Genomic DNA, 25,706 nt, shown 5'->3' on the forward strand with positions numbered 1-25,706 from the left:
TACGGATTTTATCCAGCCTTGAATTGTATAAGCGTAGTCCATAGCTTGAACTTTACTGTGACCAATTTCTGTTCTGGCTAAAGGTCCGTGGTCGTAATAGAAGTATTTTGCATCTTGTTCATAGATTATTCCATCTTTTGAAGTAAAAACATTGGTAATTCTATTGTCGGCATCATAGTTATATTTATGCCTGAACTCGTCGGTTTCTCCTTTTTGGTAGATTACCTCATTAACGTTTCCACTTACTAAATCATAAGAATAACTTAGTTTTTTTATGGATTGGTTTAATCTGCACAAAGTTGTTAATTTTGGGAACTACAAATAAAATTTCAAAAAAGATGATCAAACAAGGAAAATCATATTCAAAAGACGGACATATCGCATTTATCGTAGGGAATGAATTCAAGACTGTAGAAGGCATTCCAACAATTGTTGAAGAACAAGCAAAGAAATTCATCGCTTCTGATGAAAAAACAGATTATATAAAATTAGGTGAACAATTTATTTTCTTTGTAAAGGAGAATGATGATTTGGAAAAAATGCGTGTGGCTGGATATGAAACTCGCACAAAGTTAAGCAAAGAAGCAAAAGAACTATTTATTTCTGGAAAAGGAGCTTCTGCTTTAGCACTTGCTGAAGGGTTAGCATTGTCTAATTACCAATTCTTAAAGTACTTCAAAGACGCAGATAAAAAGCGTTACCAATTGGAGAACATTACTTTACTGGATGCTTTCGAAGCCAAGGACATTATTCGTTTAAACAATACAACAAAAGCCGTTTATTGGTCAAGAGATATGGTGAATGAACCACTTTCTTACTTGACAGCACCACAGTTGGCCAAGGAAATAAAAGCATTTGAAAGCGTAGAAAACTTAACAGTTAAAGTCCTGGACAAAAAGAAAATAGAGGAGTTAAAAATGGGCGGACTTTTGGCTGTTAACCTTGGATCTATTGATGAACCCACATTTACTATTGTAGAATACAAGCCGAAAAATCCGAAGAATAAAAAACCGATTGTTTTGGTTGGAAAAGGGGTGGTTTACGATACTGGAGGAATGAGTTTAAAACCCACTGCAGGTTCTATGGATTCCATGAAAAGTGACATGGGAGGAGCAGCATGCATGGCAGGAGCAATTTATGCAGCAGCAATGAATGAATTAGATCTTCACCTTATTGCTTTGATTCCAGCTACGGATAACCGTCCGGGTGGAAATGCTTACGTTCCTGGTGATGTAATTACAATGTATGACGGAACAACAGTCGAAGTCTTAAACACAGACGCTGAAGGGCGAATGATTTTAGCAGATGCTCTCGCCTATTCCAATGAATTAGATCCTGAATTGGTCATTGACGCAGCCACATTAACAGGAGCGGCAGTTGCGGCAATTGGACAAAAAGCTTCTTGTGTTATGGGGAACGCCAAACAAGAAACCATTGATGCTTTGGTTAAATCGGGATATAATGTTCACGAAAGACTTGCGCAAATGCCATTTTGGGATGATTATGCGGAAGAAGTAAAGTCAGCAATTGCAGATTTAAAAAATCTTGGTGGAAAGTATGCTGGAAGTATTACAGCGGGTAAATTCTTAGAACACTTTGTGAAATCTCCTTACATTCACTTGGATATTGCAGGTCCTGCTTACTTGGATTCTGTTGACAACTACAAGGGGAAAGGCGGAACTGGTGTTGGAGTGAGGTTGTTGAATAATTTCTTTGAGAACTATTAGAGAATTACGAATTAGAGAATTACGAATTACGAATTAGGGAATTACGAATTGGGGAATTACGAATTACGAATTAGACAATTACGAATTAGACAATTACGAATTACGAATTAGGGAATTACGAATTAGAGAATTACGAATTGGTCGGTTACGAATAGGTTAAAGTAAATCAAATATTTAATTTTGTTCACCAGAATAAAATTTACTAGCAAAATTTGTGTTATTTTAAACCGATATAGATTCCAATAAGCGTGAAAGAAATTATAAAACAATTTAAAGATAAAAACCCTAAACCATTGTATTTGTTACATGGTGATGAGTCTTTTTATATCGATGAAATTACTGACGCAGCAAACAAGTACATCTTAGACGAAAGTGAACGTGATTTCAACTTAACTGTTTTATATGGAAAAGACGCTGATATGGGGCAACTTCAAGAGCAAGTGAAGCAGTATCCAATGATGGCTGAACGTCAATTGGTAATTGTAAAGGAAGCACAAGACATTAAAAGTTGGGGGGTAATGGAAGCTTATTTTGACAACCCATCCCCTACTACCGTTTTAATCCTTGCCCACAAACACAAGAAGGCTGATTCCAGAAAGAAGTTCTTTAAATCCATTAAGAAAAACGGAGTGATTTTCGAGAGTAAGAAGCTCTATGAAAATCAAGTTGATGGCTGGATCATAAACTATCTTAAAGGAAAAGGATATACCATCAATCAAAAAGCAACAATGCTCTTGGTTGAGTTTTTAGGAACAGACCTTGGAAAAATAGCAAAAGAACTCGAAAAACTAATGTTGGTACTTGAAAAAGGAACACAAATTAGCGAAGTTCATATCGAAGAGAACATTGGAATTTCTAAAGACTACAATGCTTTTGAATTAACAAATGCTTTGGCTTCTCGCGATATATTAAAAGCCAATAAAATCATTAATTATTTCGAGCAAAATCCGAAAGCAGCCCATATTACACAGCTAATTCCACTGTTATTTGGATTTCATGAACGATTGATGAAAGCACATTTTTCGAATGCGACTGACATCAACGGACTAATGTCTGCTTTGAAAATGAGTTATCCAGCAGCTAAAGAAGTCATGCAAGCCAAGCGAATTTACAATCCGAAGAAGATTGCGAAAAACATTGCTACGCTTCAAGAATACGATTTAAAAAGTAAAGGAATTAACCATGGTCCGGGAACGGATGCAGATTTACTCCGTGAATTAATTTACTTATTGATGCACTAATGAGAAGATTTTATATTGATATCGACGCTTTAGATCGGAATGAAGTTACCTTACCACCAGATGAATCAAAACACGCTGCGAAAGTATTGCGCATGTTACCAGGAGATCAAATGGAAATTGTAAACGGAACGGGCGTTGTTTTTACAGGAGAAATTACAGCTAGTGCTCCAAAGGCAGTGATCGTAAAGAAAATAGATTTTCACCAAGCAAAACAAGACGAGCATCATATTCACATTGCCATTGCACCGACTAAAAACAATGACCGATTTGAATGGTTTTTAGAAAAAGCTACTGAATTAGGCATTCATGAAATCACACCGATTTTATGTAAGAATGCTGAACGAAAAAAGATAAAACACGAGCGTTTTCAAAAGATTCTCGTCTCAGCCATGAAACAATCGAAGCGTTTATTTATTCCAAAGCTAAATGAACTTACATCAGTTGACGATTTTATCAAGGAACATCCGAATGGATTAATTGCACATTGTTACGAAGAAGAAGAGCGAAACACAACGATACAAAAGCAGTTACAATTAGATGCAAGCAAATGGACAGCACAAAACACACCTATTTTAATTGGTCCTGAAGGAGATTTCACCCTAAAAGAAGTCGAAAAAGCACTTAAAAATGGATATCAAGCCGTAACTTTGGGAAAAACCCGTTTACGAACAGAAACTGCGGGTGTTTATGCATGTATGAATGTTAAACTGTTTTTTGAAGAACGCTAGAATAATAAATATGAAATTCCTATTCATCATCTTTTCATTTTTGATTTTTCAATTTACTTTTGGTCAAGGCACTTATCAATTGGCAGTGTTAAAGTACAACGGAGGAGGAGACTATTATGCCAATCCAACCGCTGTACCCAACCTTGTGAAATTTGCCAATCAACAACTCAATGCCAACATCAGTACCGAAGTGCCTTATGTTGAAGTCGGTTCTCCTCTACTGTTCACCTATCCGTTTGTTCACATGACAGGACATGGGAACGTAGTTTTTTCGAATGCAGAACGTGAGAATTTGAGAAACTACTTAATCGGAGGAGGATTTTTACACATCGACGACAACTATGGAATGGACCAGTACATTCGTCCAGAATTGGAGAAGTTATTCCCTAACATCGACTTGGTAGAATTACCATTTGACCATCCTCTTTTTAATCAAAAATATAAGTTTCATGGCTTACCGAAAATTCATGAACACGATGGTGAACGTCCACAAGCGTTTGGTCTCATCATAGAAGGGAGGTTAGCCCTGCTGTACACTTACGAAACAGATTTAGGAGACGGTTGGGAAGACATCACAGTACACAACGATACGCAAGAGAATCATGAAAAAGCATTAAAAATGGGGCTTAACATTTTACAATTTGCTTTGATAAAAGGAGGTTTAGAATGAAAACAATGATAAAATATTTAACGCTTATCTATTTATTGTTCGCTTGTAACTCAATTGTCATAGGACAACAATTAAGCTATGAAGAACCGCCACGTCAAGAGAACACCTATTTGTTTGAAGTGCTCAATTATGACCGTCAGCCCAAACCTCCAACATACATTTACAATCGTATTTTACAAATTCATGAAAATGCAATGCCGCTATGGACAGCACAAGACAGTATGTTCTATGCTTATGAAAATGTTTATTTACAGAAGTTTGAATTGGCTTTAAGCGTTTTTTCACGATTAAACACCGACACCATTGCTGAACCTCACGCCAAATCATTGTACAGAACAACTTTATTTAAAACCAAAAGGTTTGAATTACTTGCGGCGTATAATGAAAAAACCTTAAGGGAAAATCCAAATGCTTTTTACAGTGTAAAATCAGCCTATCAAGACCTTGTAAAAGCATATATCGCCAACAGAACAAATACATTTATTCCCGATTCTACAGCTATTTTCTCCGTTTTAAAAGACCCTGCCTTAGAAGAGATGAAACGCAATGTTTCACCACATAAAAACAGATTGGTTGATATTGCCTTTGCGATTGATTCTGCATTTCGTCAATTTACAATCCTCCATGACGATGCAGATTATGTTCTTTCGAAAGCCTTTGAGGAAATGGCTGACTTTCAGCGAGATTATTTTTATTTAACCAACGCCTATTTTTATTATTCGGGGTCGAGACATTACAACAAAAATGACAAAGAAGTGGTGACCAAATACAATCAGGTCATTAATGAAATGAACAAGAAAAGGTATTTATTCATCAGTTTTAAAAATAAGTTCGGGAAAATCATTAAAAACAGATATCGTTTAGAAGATGATTATATTGAAAAAGCAGCACCTGAAGATTCTGTATCAATGAGGGCCTTATACCCTGCTCCCAAAAAAGAAGTCAAAAAAGATTATCTGCCTTGGATTGACTATCCCATTCTCATTATGATTATTTTGGGACTCGCTTTATTATTCGTACTGCTTTTTATGAAAGTTAAAAAGTAGGCTTCGAGAGCCTTAGGCTACTTGTGAGAAATATTAGTCCAGTTGTAAGAATCTTTCAAACTGGAGATTAATTTACACCTAATCACCTCAGAATTCGTTTCTATTTCTGAATAGCTTCATAAGCCATTACTGCTTTTCTTACAGAGCCATGCTCCAGTAAAAGTGCTTTAGCTTTTTCAAACCCAATATCACATTGTTCCGCAACCATATTTGCACCACGAATCACAAGTTTTGCGTTACTCAATTGCATATCAACCATCTTGTTCCCTTGAACCCGTCCAAGTCCAATCATAAGGCTCGTTGAAATCATATTGAGAATTAATTTCTGTGCAGTTCCTGACTTCAATCGTGTACTTCCAGTTACGAATTCTGGACCAACCACAGCCACCAAAGCATGTTGTGCAAGTTTACTCAATGGACTATCAGGATTACAAGTAATTCCTGCGGTAAGGATTCCTGCTGCATTGGCTTTTTCTAAGGCCCCCAAAACATAAGGAGTTGTTCCTGAAGCAGCAATTCCAACAACGATATCATCAGTTTGAATTTTATACTCCTCCAACTCTTTCCAGCCTAAATCGCGATTATCTTCTGCATTTTCTACAGCAATTCGAATCGCAGCGTCACCTCCAGCAATCAATCCAACCACCAAACCTTGTTCAACTCCAAAAGTGGGCGGACATTCAGAAGCGTCTAGAATCCCCAACCTTCCACTGGTTCCCGCACCAAGGTAGAACAACCTCCCTCCTCTTTTCATACGTTCAAGCGCAGCTTCTACAAACGCTGTAATCTCAGGAATAATTTTTTCTACAGCTAAAGGAACCAACTGATCTTCTTTATTCATTGCTGTAAGTTGCTCTTGTACGCTTAACGTCTCAAGGCTATCGTAATTACTAGATTGTTCTGTTATTTTATTCAAAGGGAATTGTTTTGAAAATTAATGTTTGTCAAAATACTTAATACATCAACTGCTTTTTGGCTTTATTTTTCCAACCTGCTCTGCTTTCATAATCCACAAAGAAAATTTTTAAATCTGCTCTACTTTCATAGTCAACGAAAAAAATCTTTTTATCTGCACGGCTTTCATAATCTACAAAAAACCACTTTCCATCATTATTTCCTGCTCTGCTTTCATAATCGACTTTATACACCAACAAATCAGCGCGACTCTCATAATCTACAACAAAGACTTTGACATCTGCACGACTCTCATAATCAACACTATAAACTGTTTGACCATATGAAATAACACTTGCCATAAATGTCAATCCGAAAAGAATGTATTTTGAAATCATAATTTCTTATATTTAGAACTGACCAATTTACAGAAAATTATCCTTATAAAAAACAAGTCAGCTGGTTCACTGACAAGATTGAGCTTAAAGAAGTGCGATGAAAATTTTGATAATTGAAGACGATCCAGATTTAAACACCAATATTAAAGAGGCTTTACTTTCAGAGAGTTATTCTGTGGAAACCGCATTTGATGGTCAAATTGGAATGAAATTGTTAAAGAAAAATAATTATGACTGTGTCATTTTAGACATAAACCTTCCTTTTATTAATGGTTTAGAAATCTGCAAACAATTTCGTGATTTCAATACACAAACCCCAGTAATTATGCTGACGGCATTTGGAGAATTAGAGGACAAAATAGAAGGCTATAATCAGGGGGCTGATGATTACTTAACCAAACCTTTCTTTATGAAGGAATTAATGCTTCGTGTCAATGCGCTAATTAAAAGAAGAGGATCGAATGAAAACCAAAACAATGATGTGATTATTGTTGATGATATTGTCCTCAACAAAAAGCAAAAAACCGTTCACAGAAATGGACAAGAAGTGAATTTAACTTTTAGAGAATATGAAATTTTGATGATGTTGATGGAACACAACGGTGAAGTCATTTCTAAAAAGAAAATGTTGGAGAAAATTTGGAAAACCTCATTTGATGGCAACACAAACACCATTGAAGTTTACATCAATTTTTTAAGGAATAAAATAGATAAACCTTTTGATAAAAAAACCATCAAAACGAAAGTTGGATATGGTTATTACTTAGCAACAGATGAAAATTAAACATAAGATATTAACCTATATTTCGACAACAGTTATTCCTATTGTAGCCATTGCTTTTGTGTTTATTTATGTCCTGTTTTCAGGTTATAGAGAGGAAGAGTTTCAACAACAACAAAACGCAAAAATCATCGCCTCGATTAAGCTTGTTGAACAGTTTAAAGATCGATCTGCTGAAATTTCATTCTTACTCGACGAACAAGACATTAATGATTTCTATGACGAAAAACTGCTCATTTTTGATGAAAACAAAAAGGAAATATTCGCCAGCCTAGACGACTTGGACATTGCGAAGGCAAAACATGTTATAGATGATTTATCTAAGGACAATCCGTGGATAGAAACAAAGGAAGGAGAGTACGATTTAATTGGTGTGTTTGTTGAGCGAAACGGTGTAAGCTACTATGCAGTCAGTAAAGCGTATGACGTTTATGGTTATACTAAACTGGAATTTTTAAGAAACACTCTAATTGTTACCTTCTTACTGATTGCCTTGGTGATTGCTTTGGTTTCGATTTACATTGCTAGAATGATTGCTTCACCAATCAGTAAGTTGGAATCTAAAATCACTAGCTACGAACTAGATGCTGAATACAATGTTCCGATCTCTTTAAAAACATCGACCATTGAACTCAATAATTTATCTGATCGTTTTAATGAGCTACTCAGTCATACCAATGAAGTTTTTAAGTTTCAAAAGCACACAATTAATCACATTTCACACCAATTAAAAACACCTATTTCGGTTTTGGTTACTGAATTAGAAAAAATTCAAAATCAATCTTCAGAACCAGAAATTTCAGCTATGATTAGTCAGCAAAAAATCAAGGCCAAGTCTTTAGGGAGTATCATAAATGTTCTTTTAGAAATCTCTAAAATTGAATCGGGTCAAGTGGTTGAAAATTTAAAAGGCAGAGTTGATGAATTAATTTTCGACTGTATTCATGAGTTGAACATCATCTATCCAGACTTTAACTTTGAGGTGAATTATGATCCAATTGAAATGGAGGAAAAATATTTGCTTGTTCACATGAATCCTACTTTATTAAAGCAAGCTTTTTCTAACTTGCTTTCAAATGCTGTTTCCTACTCAACTCAGAAACATGCAAAAGTAATCATCAGTAGAAGTCCTGAAAAGCATTTAAAAATAGAATTCATCAACACAGGAAATCCCATCACCAAAGAAGAAGAAAAGTTTCTGTTCAGACATTTTTTCAGGGGAAAAAACAGCAACGATAAAAATGGGCAAGGATTGGGACTTATCCTGACAAAAAAAATTATTGAGCTTCATGAAGCTTCGATTTCTTATCACAGAAGTGGAAATTCGAACACCTTCGAAATCATTATCCCTTTAAGCTAATCTTAATTTATTTTAAGGTCATTTTAAGTTTGTTCTTGTGATGTTTACCGCGTTCTAAAATGGTAAACTATATGGTCCGACAAATAATCTCATTTATCTTGCTATCACTCTTTACATTAAGCACAGAGAAAAGTATAGCACAAGATACTTTGCGCTTAAATAAGGTTGAAGCGGAATCGGTTTTTTTGCAAAACAACCTAATGCTTCTTGCAGAGCACCTTTCCATTTCAAAAGCTGAAGCCCGTTTGATTCAAGCTAAAGTCTGGCCTAACCCTACCCTTACGGTGGATCAAGTTAACTTGTGGAAGCCCAGCAGCAAAATTCAAGGCGAAGAGCTTATCCCTCCACTATCAGGAAGTTTTGGAAGAAATCAACAGTTTGGAATCAGTGTAGAACAGCTTGTTTTAACTGCAGGAAAACGTAGAAAGTTGATGGCCCTTGAAAAAGTTGGAATAGAACAATCCAAACACTATTTCGAAGAACTTTTGCGCGGACTTAAAATTGAATTTAGGACGCAATTGAATCAACTCAATTATTTGCAATCCTATAAGTCAATCTATGAGACCCAACTTGCATCCATCCAACAACTGACAATTGCTTACAAAAATCAAGTTGATGCTGGGTTTTTAAACAAAGGAGAATACATTCGATTAAAAGCCTCTGAATTAGAGATTTTGAGTGAAATACAAAACTTAGAAAATGAGTACAACGAAGTGGAATTCAATTTAAAACAGTTGATGAATCTTCCTACAACATCCCGTTTTGTCCTTTCTTCAGAGGGTTTTGCTGTAAATGTGAATCAATTATTAGAATTGAATATCGCAGCATTAATCGACACCGCACAAAACAATAGACCTGAATATCAAATGGCCTTGCTTCATGAAGAATATGCCCAGAAATACCTTGCGGTAGAAAGGGCTGAAAGAATTCCAAATCTTGCATTGATTGGAGAATACAATCGCGGAGATGGACTTTATATGGACTTTATTGGATTTGGCATCAGCATGGATTTACCCGTTTTTAATCGCAACAAAGGAAATATTAAAGTTGCCGAACTAGAAACTCAACAAGCTAAAATCAACCAACAATTTGTGGTTTCCGGCATTGAAAAAGAAGTTAGTCTTGCGGCTTTACAATTAAGAAGAGCCAATTCTTTTTTTGAACAAATTGATAAGGAATATGAAAGCGAACTTGATCAAATCCTTCTGGCGTATACCCAAAGTTTTAAAAACAAGAATATTAATTTAATTCAATACCTCGATTTTCTAGAAGCTTATTTAGAAAATAAAAACATCATTCTTCAAGCCACTGTGGATCTTAGAAACAAGGCAGAGGAATTAAATTATGCAGTTGGAAAAGACATCATTCAATAAGCTCTGTTAGACAAAGAATCTAAAGTTGAATTTTGATAAAAACATTAAATATAGAAACATGACCATTTGGAATAACAATATGCGAAAGATCTTCATTGGAGCAATAGTCCTGACATTACTTTACGGATGTTCGGAAGCGAAATCACCTGAAACAAACATTGCTCAAAAAGAATACTGTTTAGATGAAGCATTTAAATCGAACCTTAAAATTGAGCACCCGAAAAGGCAGTTGATGGTGAATGAAATTCACTTGTCTGGAATTGTTGAACCTAATCCTGATAATGTTATTCACTTCAGTAATTTAGTCGATGGAATTATTGTTAATACGAGTTTCTCTTTAGGAGATTATGTAAAAAAAGGACAGGTTCTAGCAAAAGTAAAAAGTACGGACTTGACAGAATGGAAATCTCAGCAAAGCATTCTCGCTTCAAAGCTAGCAGTTGCAAAGCATGAACTAGAATCTGTGGAGTCCATGTACGAAGATGGCATTGCTTCCGTAAAACAACTGAAAACTGCAGCCAGTGAAGTCGCTACTTTAGCATCTGAACTAGAACAAGTCAGTACCAACCTTCAACTCTACAATGCGAGTCCTGAAAAAGGGGTATTTCTCATTAAAGCGCCAGGTTCTGGATACATCACAGAGAAAAACATCACCTCAGGTATGCATGTTTCGGCCTACAATGAATCTTTATTTACTATTTCAGAACTCAATGAGGTTTGGGTACAGATAAATGTCTATGCTTCAAATTTACGAAACATAACACAAGGAATGGAGGTTAAAATACGCTCCCTCTCCTACCCTGACATCGTGTTTACTGGTAAAGTCGATGCGTTGTCTCACGTCTTAGACAGTGAATCTGGTGTAATTAAAGCACGTGTCGCCATTCAAAATGAGGATTTGTTGTTAAAACCAGGAATGTTTGTGGACGTTATTGCTATAGAAGAAACCAAGAAAGAAGTATTGACCATTCCCACTGCTGCGCTGATTTTTGACAACAATCAAAATTACATTGTTATTTATGAAGATGACTGTAATTTAAAAACCAGAGCAGTTGAATACATCGGACAAATCAACGGAACATGTTACATCGAGGATGACTTGAGTACAAGTGAAAAGATCATCACCAAAGACCATCTGTTGATTTACGAACAAATTAAAAACCTTCAAAATATAGATTAATGAATAAGTTCATTCAAAACATAATAGCTTTTTCGTTAAAGAACTCCATCATTGTATTTTTCCTTACCGGAGTGTTGATTGTTACCGGAATCATTAGCTTGGTGAACACACCTATTGAAGCTTTCCCTGATGTAACCAATACACGAGCGAGAATCATTACTCAATGGCCAGGACGAAGTGCTGAAGAAGTAGAAAAGTTCATTACCCTTCCTTTAATGAAGGAGATGAATACCATTCCAAAAAAAGCTGAAGTTCGTTCAATTTCTTTGTTTGGTTTATCAGTGGTAACCGTTTTATTTGAAGACGGTGTAGAAGACTTTTTTGCGCAACAATACGCTTCCAATCGACTGCAGGGTGTAGATTTACCCGAAGGTGCAGATGCAGAAATAGAACCTCCTTTTGGAGCGACAGGAGAAATTTTCAGATACATCATTAAAAGTGATCGTCCAATCAGTGAGATTTCTGCCATTCAAGATTGGTTAATTGAACGTGAAATTGTTTCTGTTCCAGGCATTGCCGATGTGGTAAGTTTTGGAGGAGAAGAAAAAATCTATGAGATTAAAATTAATCCACAAGCACTTGCGAGCTACGACCTTTCACCTTTGGATGTCCACGAGGCCGTTTCAAACACCAATATTAATGTTGGTGGAGATGTGATTGAACGTGGTCCACAGGCTTATGTTGTTCGTGGAATTGGACTCCTTGAAAAAATTGAAGACATTGAAAATATTATCATTGAAGTTCGTGATGACGCTCCTTTATTGGTGAAGCACGTTGCTGAAGTTCATGTTTCTGCTAAACCACGATTGGGACAGGTGGGTTTCCAAGACGACGATGATGTTGTGCAAGGAATTGTCATTATGCTTCGTGGTGAAAACCCTGGCGATGTTATCGATAAGTTGAAGCTAAAAATTGATGACCTCAACGAGAACATCTTGCCTGATGACATCAAAATTGTTCCGTTTATTGACCGAACAGATTTAGTTAACACGACTGTAAGTACAGTAAGTAAAAACCTAATTGAAGGAATCCTATTGGTTTCTTTTATCGTTTTCATTTTCCTATTCAACTGGAGAACTACGGTAATTGTTGCTTCAGTGATTCCACTCTCTTTCTTGTTTGCCCTAATTATGTTGCGCATTCAAGGTTTACCTGCCAACCTCATTTCCATGGGAGCAATTGATTTTGGTTTGTTGCTTGAGGGAACTTTAGTTATTGTTGAAACTGTTTTTGTGGCCATGGCGACACAAGCTGAAAAGTTAGGCATGAAACGCTTTAATAAAGTCAGCAAAATGGGAATGATTAAGAAAAGTGCGGGAAGCGTAGCTTCTTATATCGTTTTTGCGCAAATCATTTTAATTGTAGCCTTGTTGCCTATTTTCTCTTTCCAAAAGGTAGAAGGAAAAATGTTCTCACCTCTTGCCTTTACATTAGGGTACGCTTTACTGGGTTCACTTATTTTAAGTATCACTTATGTTCCTGCAATGATTAAAGTAATGTTGAAAAAGGACATTAAGGAAAAAGGAAACTTTGTTTCCAGAGGATTCCAAAAATACATGAACCTATTGTTTTTATGGAGCACAAAGTTCAGCAAGGCTACCATTTCATTTTTCCTCGGATTGTTGATCGTTTGTACCACAGCATTTATGTTTTACGGAACTGAATTTATTCCAAGTTTGAATGAAGGTGCTATTTATGTTCGTGCTACATTACCAAATAGTGTCAATCTTGAAGAATCCGTTCGTCTTTCACAAGAGATGAAAGAAAAAATCAGGAATTTCGAAGAAGTAGAATTCGTTTTGACCCAAACTGGGAGACCAAATGATGGTTCTGATCCAACAGGTTTTTTCAACAACGAATTCCACATTCAACTGCATCCAGAAGAAGAATGGACGCGAAAAGTTTCAAAGGATGAGCTTTTGAATGAAATCCGAACTGAGTTGAGCAGCTTCCCTGGAGTGGTCTTTGGATTTAGTCAACCCATTCAAGATAACGTTGAAGAATACGTTGCGGGGGTAAAAAGCTCTTTGGTGATTAAAATTTTTGGTGAAGATTTGTTCGAACTTGAGAAATATGCAGATCAAGTAGCGCAAAACATTGAACAAGTAGAGGGAATTACAGACATTAACGTATACCGAAACATTGGGTTACCAGAATTAAGGATTCAACTTCATGACCATAAAATCGCCCGTTATGGAGCCGATATTCAACATGCGCAAGCGGTGATTGAAATGGCCATTGGAGGAACAGCAGCAACTAAATTCTATGAAAATGAAAGGGTTTTTGATGTTCGCTTGCGTTTCCAAAAAGAAGCCCGAGACAATGCAGAAAAAATTGGTGACATCCTCATTCCTTCCTCAACAGGGAAAAAAATTCCTTTAAGTGAAATTGCGACCATCGAATATTTAACCGGTCCTGCGTTTATCTATCGTGAAGGAGGAAGTCGTTATATAGCCATTGGATTTAGTATAGAAGGACGCGATTTAGGATCAACCATTCATGAAGCCAAGAAAATCGTTGAAGAAAATGTGGCGCTACCAAGACAAAACAAAATGGTTTGGGCTGGTGAATTTGAAAGTAAGGAACGCGCTACAAAACAATTGGCAGTTATCGTCCCTGCGGTTTTAGTTTTAATTTTGTTCCTGCTGTATTTCAACTTTGGAAGTACAAAGGATACCTTGATCGCTGCCAGTACAATTCCATTTGCTTTTATCGGTGGATTTATTTCACTTTGGGTTACCGGAACAACCTTTGGAATTTCAGCAGGAATTGGATTCATCATTCTATTTGGAGTGAATACCATTAACAGTATCATTTTGATAGCGGTAATGAAAGAGAATATGCGATTTATGCCCTTAAAAGAAGCAATATCTAAGGGTGTTTATGACAGAATTCGTCCGATTGTAATGATTGCATTAATGGGATCCATGGGACTTTTTCCAGCCGCATTATCTACAGGTATGGGGTCTGAGATCCAAAAACCCTTGGCCATCATGATTGTAGGTGGATTATTAATTTGTATGATACTTTCACTTACTGTTTTACCACAAATATTTTATTGGTCCTATAAAAAAGAAGATGAAAGAAAATTAAATCACCGAAGATTAAGGAATGGATAGCATCTGTTTGATAGGTTCAGAAAATTATAAGTATTTTTGCACCCACTTAAAACAGAGAGTCAAGAACAATGAATAAATTTATCCAAAGGTTCACCACTAATCCGAAAAACGATATTCTAAGTGGAGTAACAGTATCATTAGCGATGATTCCTGAAGTAGTAGCCTTCGCTTTTGTGGCGCAAATAGATCCACTGATGGCACTGACTGGAGCTTTTATTGTAGGTTTGGTCGCCGCTATTTTTGGGGGAAGACCTGGATTAATTTCGGGTGCTGCAGGTGCCGTAGCGGTAATTTTCGTAACGATGATTGCAGATGGCCACACCAAAGGAATGCTCTTTGATCAACCTGTAGAGAACATGGGGTTCTTCTACCTCATGGCTTGTGTGATCCTGATGGGTATTATTCAAATAGCAGCTGGTGTATTCAAACTTGGTCGTTTTGTTAGGCTGATTCCACATCCAGTGATGATGGGATTTGTAAACGGTTTGGCTATTGTTATTTTTTGGGCTCAAGTTAAGATGTTCTCTCATAAAGAATTGGTTATTTCTGATGATGGTGTAAAAGAATACGTGAGTACATTTATGCATGGAACAGAGCTCTACATTATGATTGGCCTTGTACTTCTTACCATGGGAATCATTTGGTTATTGCCTAAATTAACAAAGAAAATTCCAGCAGCTTTGACTGCAATCTTAGTTACAACATTAATCACCATTGGAATTGATTTAGATGTTTCTACTGTAGGCTCTTACATTGTTGAAGGTGGAGGAACAGGGTTAAAAGGAGAACTTCCAACTTTAAACATGGAACTCTGGCAAAATCTACCCATTAATCTCGATACATTAAAGTTCATTCTCCCCTATGCATTCTTAGCGGCCTCTGTAGGATTAATAGAATCCTTAATGACGATGAATTTAGTTGATGAATTGACTGAAACCAGAGGAAATGGTGACCAAGAATGTATTGCACAAGGTACCGGAAACATCATGTCGGGACTCTTTGGAGGAACAGGAGGTTGTGGAATGATTGGACAAACTGTAATTAACATCAACGCTGGTGGACGAGGACGTTTATCTGGGATAATGATGGCCTTAACCTTGCTGACTTTTATTCTTTTTACCGACAAGTTAATTGAACAAGTTCCCATTGCTGCATTGGTTGGGGTAATGTTTATGATGGTTATTCAAACTTTTGCTTGGTCGAGTTTCCGTATTCTTAAAAAGATACCGAAATCGGATGCGGTGGTCTTGGTCATTGTTTCTGCTGTTACCGTAATCTTCGATTTAGCCATTGCCGTTTTTGTTGGTGTTATCATCTCTGCGCTATCTTTCGCATGGCAAAATGCAATTCGAATTCGTGCAAGAAAACGATTCAAAGAAGACGGAACAAAAGTTTACGAAATCTGGGGACCGTTATTTTTTGGTTCCATTCAAGCCTTCAACGAAAAGTTTGATCCGAAAGGCGACCCTGACTCAGTAATCATTGACTTTGTTGAATCAAGAGTTAGTGATCATTCTGCATTAGAAGCAATTTTCAATATTGTTGGAAAATATGAAGCCGAAGGAAAAACCATCAAGTTAAAACACTTAAGTCAAGATTGTAAAAACCTAATGTACAAAGCAAGTCCTAAGTTTAAGGAAGTAATTGTGGACGATGTAGATGACCCAAGGTATCATCTTGTGGCTAATCCTGAAGATTTTCCAAAACCTCTTTCAGAGTATAAGTTGTAGTCAGAAAAATAATTCGACAAAGAAATGATCTTATATATTCATGAAAATTAAATAAAGCATATCTTTTAATGCTTTAAACCAAGAAGATGAGGGGTTGTAGTACAACTTGTTTCTGAACTACCATTAAAACAACTCCAACAATTCTTCGATATCTCTGAGTTTATATCTGAATTGCGGTTGATTTGAATAGCTTCGTTTAATGTCTAGTAAATACTTTTTAATAATCACAGTATTTGGAGAAGGTTCAAATTGCGCTCGGTTTTGTGGCAATCCTTCAGAAAGATAAGCTTCTTTTAATTGCTGTGGGTCAATGATCAATCCTTTTGTTCCTACGCCAATGTAGAATAAAACTCCATTATTGTCTATTCCCCAATCCAATATTGAAAGCAAATTGTCTTTGTCTAAATAAGCCAAAACAAAAGGCGCTCTATTGTTCATTGTCGTAACTCCATAAATTGGTATGTCTAAGGATTGTGCCACCATGCTGTAAATTAGCCCCAAGGATAAATCCGTACCTTCTCTAGTATCTAGGACAGAATTTACATAAATTTCAAATGGCGAATAAGGTACTTTTTCAACCCTAATGAAATCAAAAACATCAAAAAAGACTTTATTCAGTGCATCTACTTTTTCGAAACTGGTTTGTCTTGAATTCATTTCCATCCAGCACTGGTGCCTCAAATCACGAAATTTCGAAGTAAATTCTTCGATTTTTAAATCTGGAAATTGATAAGTACAAATGGTATAAACCGCTTGCATTAGACTTTTATCGTCTGAGGCTAACCAATCCTGAAGAGCATTTTTCACCCTGTGAAATCGAAGGCAACTTAAAACTTCAGAAACATTTTCAATTTGACTAGGTCGCGAGAAGCAATCTTCTTCCATTACTTCCAATTCAGGAATAATTTCAACACCATATTCTAATAATTTATTTTTGGCGTGTTCCACGACCATTGGGTCCGAATCATCCATAAGTTTTATTAAAGCGTGTATTGAAGTTTTTGTTCTCACATCACAAAGGTAAAGCAGAAAGCCTTGTGATATTTCACAATCTCAACTTGTTATAAAAAGTCAAATGTTAATATAGGATAAAAATTATCGGAAGTGCAGAAAATATAACAAAGGGCCAACACTACTGACCACCTCATATTTCTCGATTGATCTCCATTCACCACAGTCTCGATTAGCCACAAACGGTAGTCAAACTGACCTACAATAATTTGAGTGTTTTGTTAAACAAAGTGAGAAAAACCCCATCTCTTTCTGATCAGTTAGTGTGGTTTCTAGGGAGAAGTGATAAAATTTACACCGAGAACACAAAGAGACCTCTTAATTCACTATTTTTGCACCATGCGTATCGATATTTTAACAGTTGTTCCGGGGTTATTAGAAGGACCATTCAGTCATTCTATTTTACAACGCGCCAAAGATAAGGGCTTGGCAGAAGTTCATATTCATAACATTCGTGACTATTCTACCGATAAACATAAAAACGTAGATGACTATCAATATGGTGGTGGAGCAGGAATGGTGATGTCGATACAACCCATTGCAGCATGTATAGAAGAACTTCAATCGCAACGTAAATACGATGAAATTATATACATGACTCCAGACGGAGAGTTGTTTGAACAATCTACAGCCAATCAATTGAGTAGAGTTGACAACATCATCATTTTATGTGGTCATTATAAAGGTGTCGATGAACGTGTACGTGAGTTATTCATTACCAAAGAAATATCCATAGGTTCTTATGTTCTTTCAGGTGGAGAATTGGCCGCTGCCGTTGTTGCAGACAGTATAATTCGATTGCTACCAGGAGTTTTGAATGATGAAACTTCAGCATTAACAGACAGTTTCCAAGATAATTTGCTCTCACCTCCTATTTACACACGTCCAGCAGATTACAAAGGACATAAAGTTCCTGATGTTTTACTTTCTGGAAATTTCAAGAAAATTGAAGAATACAGAGAAGAAGAGGCATATCGAAGAACAAAAGAACGCAGGCCCGACTTACTGGACTAAAACAGTATTTAATCAAACAACTACCTCGGTTACTAAACAAATAAATTATTGACATAAAAGGTTTTGAAAAATTATATCTCTATATTTGCATGCACTTTAACCTAAATTGAAGATAGGCAGATAGACATGCAGTCTAGTGCTTATCATAACCAAATCATTATGGATATTTTAGTATTCAGTATTATCGTTTTTATAACTGCTTTTTTAGCGGGCTATTATTTAACCCCTAAAATTAGAGGTTTAATGTTGACCAAAAATTTGACAGCTGAGCCTGATCATAGGTCTTCGCATGAAAAACCAACCCCTAATCTGGGTGGAATTGCATTTTATGTCATCCTCATGCTTTCTTTTTATTTCATTTCTCCATACGATCCTAGCGACATAGTTATATCACTTATTCCCGGCTTGACCATCTTGTTTATCGTGGGGTTAAAAGATGATTTAATGATTTTAGCACCCTTAACAAAATTGTTGGCACAATTGGCTGCGGTAACCTTATTTGTATTCCACTATTGGAGAAAAATAGATTCGCTCAATGGCTTTATGGGAATTGAAGATTTAGACCCCATTCTCGGGGGAGCAATAGCGATATTTATAATGGTTGCAATAATTAATGCCCTTAATCTTATTGATGGAATAGACGGACTTGCTGCAACTGTTTCAATTATCATGTTCTCTGCATTTGGATGGTTTTTCTATGCCATTGAAAGCCAGTTCCTTTTCCTTTTGTGTGTAGTTATGATTGGTGCATTATTGGCCTTTTTAAGATTCAACCTTTCATCGAAGCAAAAAATCTTTATGGGAGATACTGGATCAATGATTCTCGGGTTTATCATTGGTGTAATGGCTGTTTCTTTTTTGTCACTCGACATTGAGGCCTTAAAGAGATTGCCGATTAGGGCTGAAAACTTACCCATCGTTATTGGCGCTATATTGATCATCCCTTTCTTTGATACTGTACGCGTTATCTTTATTCGTATTGCCAAAAAGAAAAATCCTTTTAAACCAGATCGTTCTCATATCCACCACATTATTATTGACACTTTCAGCATCTCCCATAGAAGAGCTAGTTTTGTGCTTGGAGTATCCAATTTCCTCATTATCATATTCATATCTTACCTAGGTGTAACCACAAGCAATTGGGTATTGTTGATTTTCTTTGTTTGTTTATTGATTCTTTTTAGTGTATTCTTTTTTATCATCAATAAGTCAAGTTGGTTCCTCAGGTTGAAAAAGCGTAATTCTTTAATGAAAAAATGAAGAGTTTTGAAGGCCTAACCAATGAACCTTCATCCTCCTTCGTTGATGTTTACAGTAAATAGTCTTGCCCTGGAGGAACAACTATTCTTTTTAGACCATCCTTCAAGCAGATCACTCCTCTGGCTGTGTGTTGAATAATTCGTATAGGCGTATTTGTTTATGACAAGGTCCTGTCCATCGAATACAGCATCTCCTCTGTGCACATTGAAATTACTTGGCTAAAAGGTTAAAAATCATTCTCTGAGTTCTACCCTACTCAGACTTGAATTGATAATAAGACTTCATCAAGACCACGGTTGTTGACAAAAAGAAACCGATGAACATGAAAACGATGATCTTTTTTAAGTTATTAAATAAATCCGACTCAGTTTTAAGTTCAGGATAAGTCAATAAAATATAGTTATTGCTAAAAGGTTGACTGAGCAAGGTTGAGAGATTTCCATTTTCTTTAGCTGCTTTTAAATTCTTTAACAGAAGCTCTTTTTTTGCTAAATCATTTAACATCGTTTTTAGTTTTACCTCCTTAATGGTTAATATCGTCTGCTGATATACACGATATCTTTCTTCACCGCTCAACATCATAGAAACAACTAGACCTCTTTCACTTCCTTCTAAGCTGTTGATTAAACGATCATCAATTAATTCTTTTAAGCTCGTCTTACTCGTTTTTATTTGAACCTGGGAATTAACCCCCTCTTTCAATTCAGCAATTAAATCTTCAATTATTTGAATACTTATGCCATAGTTGTTAATTTGAATTTGTAATTCTGAAGAAAACTGATTATACATATCGTTTTGAATTTTACGGTCTGTATTTTCTAGGAATGTGGTCAAAGCCGTTTCATTGACATCCACCAACTTTTCTGGGTTCGAACCAGATACCATAAAGTCAAACTTATTCGCTAGAACTACTTCAGTATTTTGAGGCCCCACTTTAACTTCTTCTGCTTCAAATTCAAAAGTAAACTTATCTTGGTTTATACCTCCTAATTTATTGAGTACTTCTTTCTTAAAGTTAGTCTCTTCCAAAGCATTTAAATAATGAATTGGATCTATTGTTTTCAGGTTGTATAAACCATAAGGTGTGTTAATTTTACTGTTTAAGCTAATCGAAAAAGAAGATTTTGCAGAATATACTTCGGGTCGTAATAACAAATACGCTGCAGCTAACAATGCTAAAGCCAAGGAGACAATAATTATGACCTTCCTATGCAATAACAAGGTGTAAAAATAATCGAATTCCTTTTTCTTCTTGTCAGCGTTATGTGTAGCTTCAGCCATAGTACAATGTTTATTTTCCAAAACACAATGATAAGAACTATTTTTAAATTTAGGCCTTCTCCGAATATTTTATTCTGAATTCCTCCATGCAATAAAACGGGCTTCAAAACCCTTTTAATTTCAGTCCTGCATTCTTTTCCCTTCTGACCTTGTCATCATTGTAAACTCAATTTCATCATTGTAAAAGTGACGCAATTGTAATGTGCTTAAGTTTAGTACGCTCCTGTTTTTAAGCGAGGAACTATTATTTGAAAGCTTCCCTTACATTTGAAGAGGTTAGTTTGGCCTTTTCAAATAATAATTGCTTTATTTCCTTTTCATTGTCTCTAAGGCTAATTTCTTTATATTCGCAGCTATTAAAAAAGATTACTTTACGACCTCAAAATTGAATAGATTGGGACTCGTATTGGCGAAGCCATTTAAAACACTAATCCGAAACAGCAAAAGACGATGAAAGGAATTATATTAGCAGGAGGCTCAGGTACACGCCTACACCCCTTAACTATAGCGGTGAGTAAACAGTTATTGCCTATTTACGACAAACCCATGATTTATTATCCCTTGTCTGTGTTAATGCTTGCTGGCATCAAGGAGATCTTAATTATTTCTACGCCTCACGACCTTCCGAACTTCAAAAAACTCTTAGGAGATGGAAGTCAGTACGGCATTCAACTCAGTTACAAAGAACAACCCAGTCCAGATGGATTAGCACAAGCCTTTATCATTGGCGAAGAGTTTATTGGTGATGATGATGTATGTTTGGTATTAGGAGACAATATTTTTTACGGTGCGGGTCTCAAAAACTACCTTCACGAAGCAATAAACACAGTTCAACAAGAAAGAAAAGCCGTCATTTTCGGTAATTATGTTTCAGATCCAAAAAGGTATGGCGTTGCTGAATTTGACAAGGATAACAATGTCATCAGTATTGAAGAAAAACCCCAGCAACCAAAATCTAATTATGCTGTTATCGGACTATACTTCTACCCTAACTCAGTGATTGAGGTAGCCAAAAAAGTGAAGCCGTCAGACAGGGGCGAATTAGAAATCACCACCGTAAATCAGCATTACTTGACTCAAGAAAACCTAAAACTTCAAATTTTAAGCAGAGGATTTGCATGGTTAGACACAGGAACCCATGAAGCCTTGACAGAAGCTACAGAATTTGTAAAAGCAATTGAGAAAAGAACAGGATTAAAAATCGCCTGTTTGGAAGAAATTGCATTCAACAACAAATGGATTACAAAGCAAGACATCATCAATCAAGTTGAAGGTATGAAAGGAAATTACTTTGAATACTTAAGGAAATTCACGGTAAACTAATTTGTTTTTGACAGGAACTTTCTACTTCAAATAAAAGACTGAACATTTAACCAATGAGTTTAAAAAAGCAAGCTGTTAGTGGAGTGTTTTGGACCTTTACACAACAGTTCAGTATGCAGGTTATTAATTTTGGTGTGCAAATAATTCTTGCTCGCCTTTTGATGCCTGAGGTGTTCGGACTTGTTGCTATGTTAACGGTCTTTGTTTCCATCGGTCAAACCCTTATGGATGGTGGAATGACAAGTTCACTTATTCGAACTAAAAATCCAGACCAGTTAGATTATTCGACGGTTTTCCTCACGAATTTAATGGTCAGTATTGCAATTTACTTGATCATTTTTCTAGCAGCACCCGCCATTGCTTCATTTTATGACCAGGAAATCCTTAAAAATTTACTGAGGGTCTATGCACTGACCTTTGTGATTCGTTCTTTGGTGGCTGTACATACAGCGAAGTTGACCAAAGAAATGAACTTCAAAACACAAATGAAGTTACAGGTCCCATCAACGATAGTGGGTGGTGTTGTCGGAGTTAGCATGGCCCTAGGGGGATTTGGAGTTTGGAGTTTGGTATGGTTAAGCTTAAGTCAAGCCATTGTTTTCACTATTCAAAATTGGATTTTCATTCGATGGCGACCTTCAATTGTATTCAATAAAAGAAGATTCAAGTACCATTTAAACTTTGGTTATAAATTAACTTTGTCAGGATTATTGGACACTATTTACAACAACGCTTATCGAATTGTAATTGGTAAATTCTTCTCCCCTAGCTCCGTGGGTTTTTTCAATCAAGCTGAAACAATGCGTCTTTTCCCTGTGGAACAAATTTCGATAGTGATGGATAAAGTAACTTATCCTTTGTTTTCTAACATCAAAAGTGACGTTCAATTAAAGTCTGCTTATCGGTCGACAATGCAATTAGCTTTATTTGTGGTTACCCCAATAATGCTGATTTTAATTCTCGTTGCAACTGACTTTTTTGTATTTGTATTTGGTGAAAAATGGCTTCCATCAGTGCCGTACTTTCAAATTTTAGCCATTGCTTCAATAGTTAGACCAATTAGTACATACAATTTAAACTTATTAAAGGTCAAAGGAAGAAGCGATTTGTTTCTAAAGCTAGAAGTTGTTAAAAAAATTATTGGAATAGCTGTTATTGCCATAGCTTTACCGTTTGGAATCATGGCCTTGGTTGTTTCATTAACTGTGATATCCTATTTTTTTACTGCTATCAACATGTTTTTTAGTGGTAGGTTAATCAATTACTCAATCGGTGAACAATTAAAAGATGTTTCTAAAATCCTTTTGATTGGAGTATCGGTAGCAGCAATAAGTTATTTTATTTATAACTTCCTCGACAATATAGTTCAAAGTCACCTTCTGATGATATTGGCCATCGGATTGATTTATACAATGATCTATTTAATAGCTATAGTGGTATTTGACAGAAAAATGATTCAATTAATCAAAAATTTAATTCGATAAAAACGTGTTCAAAACAGATATTCTATTCACCGGATTTTATGGAAACAGCAACACAGGAGACGATGCCTTTGTAGAGGTTGCTTCATGGGGAGCAAGGAAAATATGGAACAAAACAGAGAATAAGTTTCTTGCCATTGAAGCCAATTTACCCAAAACCTTAACACCTTCAAAAGGATATCCACTAACAGTTCCAAAAACCTATCAATTACAAGATAGTCTCTTGGTGAGAAACTGTGACTATTTGATTTCTGGAGGAGGTTCAACGATTCATAATGAATTAGAAAAATCTAATGTTAAATACAAGGCATTACAAAGGAAATTACGGAAAAAAGATATTCAAATCGGAGGTATTGGTGTTTCAATTGGTCCATTTAAATCTATAAAAGACGAACGATATGTTGAACATTATTTGAAAAACATTGATTTTTTAGCTGTCCGTGATAAAGCTTCTTTTGATTATGTGTCAAGTTTAAATCTACCCTACACCCCCATAAATGCTTTCGACTTAGCAGCGTTATTGCCTGAAATATATGATTTCTCTCCAGGTCTAAAACAGTTAAACAAGGTGAAAACAATTGGAGTAAGTGTTTGTCCACACGAATCAATTCAAAAGGATCTGGATGTTAAAAATGAAATAAAAAGAAATGAAAAAACCGTTGAGTTATTAAAATCAATAGATGAAAAAGAACAAGTTCATTTTAAGTTTTACATCATTAACGGACATCCTAAAATTGGTGATTATGCGTTAACTATGGAAACAATCCATAAAGTTGCGCCAAAAAGCTATGAAATTATTGAATACTCAAAAGACACACAATACATTTGGAAGTCCATAGCGAATTGTGACTTCATGATTTCAACCCGACTTCATGCAGCTGTTTTTGCATGTTTTTCTAATACTCCTTTTATGCTGAATGAATACCACAGAAAATGTACTGATTTCCTTTTCAATGTGGGCTATAATGATCAGTACAGACTATATGATTCAGAGTATAATACTAAAGAAAGGGCAGAAAAGGTTATTGAAATCATAAACTCTCCAACTGCTTATGTAGCTCCAAGTAAAATTTCGGCAATGAAAAGTCAGGCGCGATTGAACTTTACTGAAATAAATATTTAATTATGTTCTCAGTAGTTATTCCCTTATACAACAAAGAGTCAAGCATCAAAAAGACAATACAATCTGTATTGGAACAAAGCTTCAAAGATTTCGAAATCATTATTGTTAATGACGGTTCAACCGACAATAGTTTAGCAGTTGTTGAAGAAATAAATGATGACAGAATCAAGATCATCAATCAAGTGAACCAAGGTGTTTCTGCAGCCAGGAATAAAGGTATTGAAAAAGCCCGATTTGATTGGATATCCTTTTTAGATGGAGATGATTTGTGGTTGCCAGAAAAACTAATGGTGATGAGCCAAGCCATAAAAGCACATCCTGATGTAAAATGGCTGATTCATGCTTTCGATAGTGTGAGAAATGAAGTTGAAAGAACTCCAAACAACTACAATTTTAACGGGGTTCTAGAGGACGTTCTTTTTGATTTGAAAAACAAGCTGAAAATTCAAACAAGTGCAGTAACAGTCAATAAAAACTGTTTTTCAGACGCAAACATTCATTTTCGAGTTGGATACAACACCTCTGAGGACAGAGAGGTTTGGTATAAATTAGCCTTCAGTTATCCTTCTCCATATTACAGTAATGAAATATTATCTGAATATGTTATTGATTCAACGGGTCAATCGCTAACCACAAATTTAGACAACAGCTTCAATGATATTTGTAAGAATATTAACATGAAAGACCGTCTAGAAAAACAAATTCAGGAGTTGAGCCTTGAAAGAAAAAAAGCCTTCTTTTATTTTTTAGAGAAAATCAATAAAAAAGATATTATCAACTTTTGGTGCGTTAATAATAAATGGACTTCCGATTTTAATCGTAATTTCAATCGCTTTGAAGTTTTTATTTTTAAACACATGAAGGGTCTCCCCATTCTTTTAAAGAAAATCATCAAGAAATTTTTCTTTGTCATTTGGGCTGTTTAAACCGAGTCATAATGAAAAAACAAATAGAACTTAATTTAGC

At 35.8% G+C, this 25,706-nt stretch carries 22 protein-coding genes; 17 read left to right on the forward strand and 5 right to left on the reverse strand.

The features are described 5' to 3' along the window. Window positions 1-297 (reverse strand): hypothetical protein (locus tag ACN0U3_RS04035; protein ID WP_417265233.1); only part of this gene is annotated, 297 nt, incomplete at its 3' end. 41 nt (window positions 298-338) lie between these two features. Here ACN0U3_RS04035 and ACN0U3_RS04040 point away from each other — a divergent pair. The 5 genes from ACN0U3_RS04040 (at window position 339) to ACN0U3_RS04060 (ending at window position 5,412) form a co-directional block, all read left to right on the forward strand. Then, window positions 339-1,727, forward strand: a complete 1,389-nt coding sequence (locus tag ACN0U3_RS04040) for a leucyl aminopeptidase family protein (protein ID WP_417265234.1) — start codon at window positions 339-341, stop codon at window positions 1,725-1,727. A gap of 248 nt (window positions 1,728-1,975) precedes the next feature. Beyond that, on the forward strand, window positions 1,976-2,968 hold the full coding sequence (gene holA / locus ACN0U3_RS04045) for a DNA polymerase III subunit delta (protein WP_299202007.1): 993 nt from the start codon (window positions 1,976-1,978) through the stop codon (window positions 2,966-2,968). Beyond that, window positions 2,968-3,696 carry a 16S rRNA (uracil(1498)-N(3))-methyltransferase gene (locus tag ACN0U3_RS04050; RefSeq protein ID WP_417265235.1) on the forward strand — a complete coding sequence of 243 codons (729 nt, stop codon included), beginning with the start codon at window positions 2,968-2,970 and terminating at the stop codon, window positions 3,694-3,696. Before holA ends, ACN0U3_RS04050 begins: the two co-directional genes overlap by 1 nt. Before the next feature lie 10 nt (window positions 3,697-3,706). Further along, window positions 3,707-4,366 carry a DUF4159 domain-containing protein gene (locus tag ACN0U3_RS04055; RefSeq protein ID WP_417265236.1) on the forward strand — a complete coding sequence of 220 codons (660 nt, stop codon included), beginning with the start codon at window positions 3,707-3,709 and terminating at the stop codon, window positions 4,364-4,366. A gap of 5 nt (window positions 4,367-4,371) precedes the next feature. Continuing rightward, window positions 4,372-5,412: a hypothetical protein gene (locus tag ACN0U3_RS04060; RefSeq protein WP_417265237.1), complete on the forward strand. Its 1,041-nt coding sequence runs from the start codon at window positions 4,372-4,374 to the stop codon at window positions 5,410-5,412. Between the two features lie 100 nt (window positions 5,413-5,512). Here the strand turns inward: ACN0U3_RS04060 and murQ are convergent, their stop codons facing one another. After that, a complete protein-coding gene (murQ, locus tag ACN0U3_RS04065; protein ID WP_417265238.1) occupies window positions 5,513-6,328 on the reverse strand; it encodes an N-acetylmuramic acid 6-phosphate etherase in 816 nt (271 codons plus the stop codon). Window positions 6,329-6,365: 37 nt separating this feature from the next. Then, on the reverse strand, window positions 6,366-6,704 hold the full coding sequence (locus ACN0U3_RS04070; protein ID WP_417265239.1) for a DUF6150 family protein: 339 nt from the start codon (window positions 6,702-6,704) through the stop codon (window positions 6,366-6,368). A 97-nt stretch (window positions 6,705-6,801) separates the two neighbouring features. On the opposite strand from ACN0U3_RS04070, the gene ACN0U3_RS04075 reads away from it, so the two are divergent. The 6 genes from ACN0U3_RS04075 (at window position 6,802) to ACN0U3_RS04100 (ending at window position 16,247) form a co-directional block, all read left to right on the forward strand. Further along, the gene (locus ACN0U3_RS04075) at window positions 6,802-7,488 is read left to right on the forward strand and encodes a response regulator transcription factor (protein ID WP_417265240.1); all 687 of its coding nucleotides are present in this window, start codon (window positions 6,802-6,804) and stop codon (window positions 7,486-7,488) included. Further along, a complete protein-coding gene (locus ACN0U3_RS04080; RefSeq protein ID WP_417265241.1) occupies window positions 7,478-8,845 on the forward strand; it encodes a HAMP domain-containing sensor histidine kinase in 1,368 nt (455 codons plus the stop codon). Before ACN0U3_RS04075 ends, ACN0U3_RS04080 begins: the two co-directional genes overlap by 11 nt. A gap of 71 nt (window positions 8,846-8,916) precedes the next feature. After that, a complete protein-coding gene (locus ACN0U3_RS04085) occupies window positions 8,917-10,218 on the forward strand; it encodes a TolC family protein (RefSeq protein ID WP_417265242.1) in 1,302 nt (433 codons plus the stop codon). Window positions 10,219-10,297: 79 nt separating this feature from the next. Then, entirely contained in the window at window positions 10,298-11,398 is a 1,101-nt protein-coding gene (locus tag ACN0U3_RS04090) for an efflux RND transporter periplasmic adaptor subunit (protein WP_417265243.1), read from the forward strand. Further along, the gene (locus ACN0U3_RS04095; RefSeq protein ID WP_417265244.1) at window positions 11,398-14,517 is read left to right on the forward strand and encodes an efflux RND transporter permease subunit; all 3,120 of its coding nucleotides are present in this window, start codon (window positions 11,398-11,400) and stop codon (window positions 14,515-14,517) included. The genes ACN0U3_RS04090 and ACN0U3_RS04095 overlap by 1 nt, the downstream gene beginning before the upstream one ends. A 68-nt stretch (window positions 14,518-14,585) precedes the next feature. Continuing rightward, complete coding sequence (locus tag ACN0U3_RS04100; RefSeq protein ID WP_417265245.1) at window positions 14,586-16,247, forward strand: SulP family inorganic anion transporter; 1,662 nt, start codon at window positions 14,586-14,588, stop codon at window positions 16,245-16,247. A 123-nt stretch (window positions 16,248-16,370) separates the two neighbouring features. On the opposite strand, the gene ACN0U3_RS04105 is transcribed toward ACN0U3_RS04100, so the two are convergent. Continuing rightward, on the reverse strand, window positions 16,371-17,219 hold the full coding sequence (locus ACN0U3_RS04105; protein ID WP_299201977.1) for a transglutaminase family protein: 849 nt from the start codon (window positions 17,217-17,219) through the stop codon (window positions 16,371-16,373). 378 nt (window positions 17,220-17,597) lie between these two features. On the opposite strand from ACN0U3_RS04105, the gene trmD reads away from it, so the two are divergent. After that, the gene (gene trmD, locus ACN0U3_RS04110; protein ID WP_417265246.1) at window positions 17,598-18,272 is read left to right on the forward strand and encodes a tRNA (guanosine(37)-N1)-methyltransferase TrmD; all 675 of its coding nucleotides are present in this window, start codon (window positions 17,598-17,600) and stop codon (window positions 18,270-18,272) included. A gap of 159 nt (window positions 18,273-18,431) precedes the next feature. Beyond that, complete coding sequence (locus tag ACN0U3_RS04115) at window positions 18,432-19,532, forward strand: glycosyltransferase family 4 protein (RefSeq protein WP_417265247.1); 1,101 nt, start codon at window positions 18,432-18,434, stop codon at window positions 19,530-19,532. 252 nt (window positions 19,533-19,784) lie between these two features. Here the strand turns inward: ACN0U3_RS04115 and ACN0U3_RS04120 are convergent, their stop codons facing one another. Next, the gene (locus ACN0U3_RS04120) at window positions 19,785-20,813 is read right to left on the reverse strand and encodes a hypothetical protein (RefSeq protein ID WP_417265248.1); all 1,029 of its coding nucleotides are present in this window, start codon (window positions 20,811-20,813) and stop codon (window positions 19,785-19,787) included. A gap of 450 nt (window positions 20,814-21,263) precedes the next feature. Between ACN0U3_RS04120 and rfbA the strand changes: the two genes are divergently transcribed. From rfbA to ACN0U3_RS04140, 4 genes are read left to right on the forward strand one after another with little or no spacing between them, the layout of a single operon-like run. Then, entirely contained in the window at window positions 21,264-22,136 is an 873-nt protein-coding gene (gene rfbA / locus ACN0U3_RS04125; RefSeq protein WP_417265249.1) for a glucose-1-phosphate thymidylyltransferase RfbA, read from the forward strand. Window positions 22,137-22,189: 53 nt separating this feature from the next. Next, window positions 22,190-23,620 (forward strand): lipopolysaccharide biosynthesis protein, encoded by a 1,431-nt coding sequence (locus ACN0U3_RS04130; RefSeq protein WP_417265250.1) that lies wholly within the window; start codon window positions 22,190-22,192, stop codon window positions 23,618-23,620. A gap of 4 nt (window positions 23,621-23,624) precedes the next feature. Continuing rightward, entirely contained in the window at window positions 23,625-24,740 is a 1,116-nt protein-coding gene (locus tag ACN0U3_RS04135; RefSeq protein WP_417265251.1) for a polysaccharide pyruvyl transferase family protein, read from the forward strand. A 2-nt stretch (window positions 24,741-24,742) separates the two neighbouring features. Next, window positions 24,743-25,666: a glycosyltransferase family 2 protein gene (locus tag ACN0U3_RS04140; RefSeq protein ID WP_417265252.1), complete on the forward strand. Its 924-nt coding sequence runs from the start codon at window positions 24,743-24,745 to the stop codon at window positions 25,664-25,666. The last annotated feature ends 40 nt before the right edge of the window (window positions 25,667-25,706 follow it).

Source organism: Brumimicrobium sp., from assembly GCF_048268645.1.
GTDB classification, from domain to species: Bacteria; Bacteroidota; Bacteroidia; order Flavobacteriales_D; family Crocinitomicaceae; genus Brumimicrobium; species Brumimicrobium ulvae.